A 5,268-nucleotide genomic window follows, 5' to 3' on the forward strand; every position below is an offset into this window, starting at 1 on the left:
GCACTTCGATTTCTCGGCGATGCTGATCTGCCGCAGAGCCTCGAGCGCGCGGATCAGCCGGGGGCCGGCGTAGCTCGGGTCGGGTTCGACCCGCGCGCCCAGGTCCTCGCGCCAGTGGCGCCGGGTGTTTCCGGCGAACTGGGCCTGCCATCTGGCGAAGCCTTCGAAGGGATCGTCGAGCGTCGCGATCCGTGGCCGGCCGGGGACGGGGAGGGCGCAGCCCCACGAAAAAACATCGATTTCGTCGATCTCGTGGCCCTGGAGCTGGAGCGCGGCGGCGTAGCCGGTCCAGGCGGCGCGCAATTGCCACGCGCGAGCACCCGAAGTGGCGGAAGTCCGCGCATCGAGCCGCCCGACGGCGGCGCTCGCCTGCTCGAGCGCCGCGGCGAGACCGTCGCTCCACGGCAGCGATGTCAGCGCGGAAGAGCGGCGAGCCATCCCCAAGCATATCCCGAGATCGCCCTTTGAGTATAGCGTGGAGTCACGCCTAGTGTTGATAATGAACCCTTATCAACACCCCATTGTTGAAGCTTCTATATGCCGGTAAGGAACAGGAGCTGGCTGTTCGGGCACCGGCGGGCCTCCGCACCGGGGCGCAACAGGAAAGACGAGGCGTGTACGAGCATCTGAGTGACCTTGCGCAGCGGCTCGGCCGCCACATGGCCGAGCACAGCCCCAAGGGCCTGCCGACGCATTTTGGCGACGAGCTGCTCGAGGCCTTCCCCCAGGAAAGCCGCAAGACCTTGGGAATGGCGCTGGCCGAGCTCGAGGCCGACGGGCTCGTGACGCTCTCGCATGTGCTGGGGCCGCACCTGCCGCGCGTGCGGACGACGGTAGAGCTGTTCATCGCCAGCGATCCCGCGATCACCGGGCACGACCCGGTCGAGGATTCGGTCGTGCTCGCCCGGTTGCTGCTCGACCAGCCCGAGCTGGGCGGGAACGCCAGGAAGCTCGAGGAGGCCGCGGGCTGGGAGCGCCGCCGCTTCAACCCCGCCTTCGCGCTGCTGATCCCATGCGTTCACGACGGCCGCGTGCGCAAGTCGCTGCAGGACGACTATCCGACGATGGGGATTCTGCTCGCCGACGAGGATCTGGTGGAGCTGCGCCGATACGTTCAGCGCCACAGCCAATGATCAAGTTCACCCACAATGGCCGGCCGTTCGACGCCAGCAGGTTTGCCGCCGACATCGAGGCCAAGGCGATCGCGCTCGGCATGCAGGCGCTCGAGGAGAAGGCGAGGGGAGCGGCCGCCTCGATCGTCGATCCCGAGACCGGCCATCATGCCGACGTCTTCGTCGACCGGCTGTCGGGCAATCGGGTGGCGATCCGCACCACCGGCTCGCCTGCTTTCGCGCGGCTTCTGGAAAAGCGTCTGGGGGTCGACCCGGGAAAGGTTCAGGTCATGAATGCCGCCGACGGCGCCCCGCACCCCAAAGTCTATCTGGCGCATGCGAGCGAGGACAAGGATCGGGTGCGTCCGATCGCGGAATATCTGATGGCGAACGGCGTCGACGTCTGGTTCGACGAATGGGAGATCGAGCCGGGCGATAGTCTTCGGCAGAAGATGGAGGAGGGCCTCGGCGCCATGACCCATTTCGTCGTGGTGCTGACCGAGAAGTCGATCGCCAAGCCGTGGGTCGCAAAGGAGATCGACGTCGGCCTCGTCCAGCAGGTCGGTGGCAAGAGCCGGTTCGTGCCGCTCGTCGTCGACCTCGATCCTGCAAAGCTCTCGCCCTTCCTGCAGGCGATGCTGTTCCTCAAGATCGATCCCGCGAGCGAGGCGGACCTCAAGGGGCTGGTGGACCGCCTGCACGGCGTGAGCCGCAAGCCGGCGCTCGGCGACGCCCCCCGCTATGTCCAGACCGCGCCCAGCGGGCTGGAGGGCTGGTCGCCGGCTGCGATCGCGGTGGGCAAGCACGTCGTCGAGACCAGCGCGCATGCGCTGGCCGTCGACCCGGTGGCGACCCTTGAGGACCTCACGGCCTCGCTCGACATAGCGACGGATGATCTCAGGATCGCGCTGCTCGATCTGAAGAACGGCGGTTACCTGCGCGAGATGAACGTGCCCGGACATTACGCGCCGCAGCCCGCGCTGTTCGTGGACTTTGACGAGGCGTTCATGCCGTTCAGCCCCAGCGAGGATGCGCGGACGCTGGCGAACCGGATGGTGACGGGCGAGGAGCGGGCCGCCGACACCAAGCGGCTTGCCGAGACGCTCGGATGGGAACCGCGCCGGATGAACAGCGCCATCTGCTATCTCGAGCGGGTCGGGGCGATCAAATCCCGGCATGCGCTGGCCTCGGCGCCCTGGCGGGCCGTGCAGCTTGTGCGCACGGACGAGACGTTGCGCTTCGCGCGCAATCATGACTGAACCTGCGCTCCACCGTGTCGAGGCGGCGCCGATCAGCGAGATCGTCTCGCAGGTCGAGGCGCTGGCGCCGGCCCGCCGGCTCGCCGATCCGCAGCTCGTCGCCGCGGCCGCGCGGGCCTGGTCGACGAACACGATCCGCGCCTTCCTGTCGGATCTGAAGATCTGGGACCAATGGTGTCGGCGGCGCGGACTTGCCACAGCCCGGGCCGATGCGGACGCGGTCGCTTGCTATCTGCGGGCCTTGTCGGGGATCGAGCAGGATCCGCGCAATCCGCTGAAGCGAAGGGCCCCGGCGACGATCGAGCGCTATCTGGTGAACATCGGCTGGGCTTATCGCATGGCCGGGCTTGATGATCCGACAGCGGCGCCGCTGGTGCGGCTCGAGCTCAAGGGCTTGCGCAAGCTATTGGGCACGCGCCAGCGCCAGGCGCGCGGCATCCGGTTCAAGGGTGAGGTGAGCGACCTCGACGATCCGGCGACCGGCATCTGCCTGGCGCATCTGCTCAAGGCCTCTCGCCGCGACATGCTCGGCGCGCGCGACCGCGCGCTGCTGCGGGTCGCCTATGACAGCGGCTGCCGGCGCTCCGAGCTGGTGGCGATCGTCTGTGACGCGGTCGAAGGGCCCGATTCCGACGGCTCGGGAACCCTGTTCATTGCGACCAGCAAGACCGACCGCGAGCGCGCGGGCGCCATCGCCTATCTCTCGCCCGCGACGATGCAGGCGATTGCGGAGTGGAAGCGGGCTGGCGGGATAGCGGGCGGACCGCTCTTTCGGCGCGTCGAGACCTATTTCGACGGCTCGGTGCGGTCGGTAGGGGAGGGGCCCCTGCACCCGAACACGATCACCTTGATCTACCGTCGGCTGATCCGCGCCGCGTTCGAGAAGAAGCTGCTCGGAGGGATGAGCGAGGCGGAGCTCGAACGCTGGGTGGCCGCCGTCTCGAGCCACTCGATCCGGGTTGGCGTCGCCCAAGACAATTTCGCCGCAGGCGAGAGCCTGCCGGCGATCATGCAGGCCTATCGCTGGCGGGATCCCAAGACGGTCATGCGCTATGGCGCCAAGCTCGCCGCGAAGAGCGGCGCGAGCGCGCGCTTGGCGAAGCGGTTCTCCCGATAGCAGAACCCTGCACCAAGCGTGCTGCTGCTCGACAAGATAGCCATCGGCCGAGCCAGGCCGGCCTCAACCGAGGCCCGTCTCATCCGTGGTTCAGATCAAGCCCTCGTCCGTCATCGCCTTCTGCACGGCCGGGCGCCCCATCATTCGGTCGCGGAAGCCGGCAAGCTTTTCGGGCACGTCGAGGCCCATCTTCTGTGCCCAAAGCAGCATGACGAACAGGTAGCAGTCGGCGACGCTGATGTCCGCGCCGAACAGGAACTCGCCTTTCATCGTGTCGGCGAGATAGGCCATCCGCTTGACGATCGCTTCACCAGCCCTGGTCTTCTCGTCGTCGCCGCCGCCGGCGAAAAAGGGCTTGAAGCTCTTGTGGATCTCGGTCGAGACGTAGGCTAGCGCCTCCAGCAGGCGCGTGTGCCCCATCTCGCCGGAGGGCTTCAGCGCCGGGTTCTGATGCGCGATCCAGTCGAGAATTGCGATGTTCTCGCTCAGGGTTTCGCCCGAGTCGAGAGTGAGCGCCGGGACATATCCCTTCGGATTGATCGAGGTGTAATCAGCGCCGCCTTCGGTGCGCTTGGTCTGCAGATCGACCTGTTCCCTTTCGAAAGGAAGTTGCGCTTCGTGGAGAGCGATATGGTCAGCCAGACTGCAAGCGCCAGGGGTGTAATATAGTTTCATCAAACTCTCTCCGCATTGTTTACTGTAACAGGTCGGCAATCAGGGCATGTGATCGTGCGCGGCTTCCATGATCGGTGATGAGGTCCTGGATCATGATCTCGTCCGGCCGGGTCTGCTCGATCATGCGCTCGAGCACCGAGGCGACGCGCGCGGGATCGCCGATCACGAAGCGCGGCCACTCATCATTCTCGGCACTGATAACTTTGCCGAAGTGAGCGATCGCCTGCTCTGGGGTAGACAATCTGCGCTCGAGCTTTCCGCTCGAAAGTGTCGCATACATGTGCCGGACCGGCATTGCGAGGCGCTCGGCTTCCTCGGTCGTGTCGGCACATACGACGTGGATCGCGAGGATTGCATGCGGCTTCTCGAGGCCCACCACCTGGGAAGGCCGGAAGCTTCGGCGGTAGCTCGCAAGGGCCGGGACGGCGCCTTGCGGAGAAATGAAGCCGGCAAAGACATAGGGAAGGCCCAATTGTCCAGCCAGATGCGGGCTCGATTGGCTCGACCCCAGAAGCAGCATCTCGGGCCAGCCGGGAACGTCCGGCGCGAGATCGAGAGAGGCAAAGGCGTGGCCAGGGGGCATCGTCCCCGTCAACCAGGAGAGCAGTTCGAAAACCTGATCGGCATGATCGTCGACGCGCCTGCCGTCGCGGTGCCTTTGCAGGGCGATGTCCGCGACGGGTCCGGCAAACGCACGCCCGACGCCAAGGTCGATGCGCCCCGGATGAAGCGCATGAAGCGTGCGGAATTGCTCGGCAACCTTCAGCGGGCTGTAGTGGTTCAGCAGCACGGCTCCCGATCCCACGCGGATCGTCTGCGTTGCCGAAGCGACGTGCTCGATAAGGATCTCAGGGGCGTGCGAGGCGACCGCAGCCGAGCCATGATGCTCGGCGAGCCAATAGTGCTTGATTCCGAGTGCCTCTGCCCGCTGGGCAAGATCGACTGCATTGCGGAAAGCGTCCGCCTGCGTGCCATTCGGGGGAGTGGGGCAGATATCGACGATACCGAGATCCATTGGGCACTCATACTGAGTTGGCCCCCGAAATGACCTGACAGGGTCTCGCTCTTAGATAAGAGTGAGCCATATGACTGAGCATACGACTAG

At 65.9% G+C, this 5,268-nt stretch carries 5 protein-coding genes and 1 pseudogene; 3 read left to right on the forward strand and 3 right to left on the reverse strand.

Annotated features, from left to right (window positions below; translation table 11 throughout):
• Positions 1-438: pseudogene (locus BGN95_RS08145) on the reverse strand (hypothetical protein); the annotation flags it as partial.
• A gap of 176 nt (positions 439-614) precedes the next feature.
• Between BGN95_RS08145 and BGN95_RS08150 the strand changes: the two are divergent.
• From BGN95_RS08150 to BGN95_RS08160, 3 genes are read left to right on the forward strand one after another with little or no spacing between them, the layout of a single operon-like run.
• Complete coding sequence (locus BGN95_RS08150; protein ID WP_066519579.1) at positions 615-1,133, forward strand: hypothetical protein; 519 nt, start codon at positions 615-617, stop codon at positions 1,131-1,133.
• A complete protein-coding gene (locus BGN95_RS08155; protein WP_066519574.1) occupies positions 1,130-2,371 on the forward strand; it encodes a toll/interleukin-1 receptor domain-containing protein in 1,242 nt (413 codons plus the stop codon). Before BGN95_RS08150 ends, BGN95_RS08155 begins: the two co-directional genes overlap by 4 nt.
• Positions 2,364-3,488, forward strand: a complete 1,125-nt coding sequence (locus BGN95_RS08160; RefSeq protein ID WP_066519572.1) for a tyrosine-type recombinase/integrase — start codon at positions 2,364-2,366, stop codon at positions 3,486-3,488. The genes BGN95_RS08155 and BGN95_RS08160 overlap by 8 nt, the downstream gene beginning before the upstream one ends.
• 90 nt (positions 3,489-3,578) lie before the next feature.
• Here BGN95_RS08160 and BGN95_RS08165 read toward each other — a convergent pair whose 3' ends face one another.
• Positions 3,579-4,163 carry a glutathione S-transferase C-terminal domain-containing protein gene (locus tag BGN95_RS08165; protein ID WP_066519570.1) on the reverse strand — a complete coding sequence of 195 codons (585 nt, stop codon included), beginning with the start codon at positions 4,161-4,163 and terminating at the stop codon, positions 3,579-3,581.
• A gap of 19 nt (positions 4,164-4,182) precedes the next feature.
• Positions 4,183-5,178: an LLM class flavin-dependent oxidoreductase gene (locus tag BGN95_RS08170; RefSeq protein ID WP_066519568.1), complete on the reverse strand. Its 996-nt coding sequence runs from the start codon at positions 5,176-5,178 to the stop codon at positions 4,183-4,185.
• Positions 5,179-5,268 lie beyond the last annotated feature (90 nt).

It is taken from the genome of Sphingomonas sp. 66-10 (genome assembly GCF_001897045.1).
GTDB lineage: Bacteria > Pseudomonadota > Alphaproteobacteria > Sphingomonadales > Sphingomonadaceae > Sphingomonas > Sphingomonas lycopersici.

Excerpts from the sequence above, each read along its gene's own strand:
- BGN95_RS08155 (WP_066519574.1), top strand. The coding sequence starts at position 1,130 with ATGATCAAGTTCACCCACAATGGCCGGCCGTTCGACGCCAGCAGGTTT.
- BGN95_RS08160 (WP_066519572.1), top strand. The coding sequence starts at position 2,364 with ATGACTGAACCTGCGCTCCACCGTGTCGAGGCGGCGCCGATCAGCGAG.
- BGN95_RS08165 (WP_066519570.1), bottom strand. The coding sequence starts at position 4,163 with ATGAAACTATATTACACCCCTGGCGCTTGCAGTCTGGCTGACCATATC.
- BGN95_RS08170 (WP_066519568.1), bottom strand. The coding sequence starts at position 5,178 with ATGGATCTCGGTATCGTCGATATCTGCCCCACTCCCCCGAATGGCACG.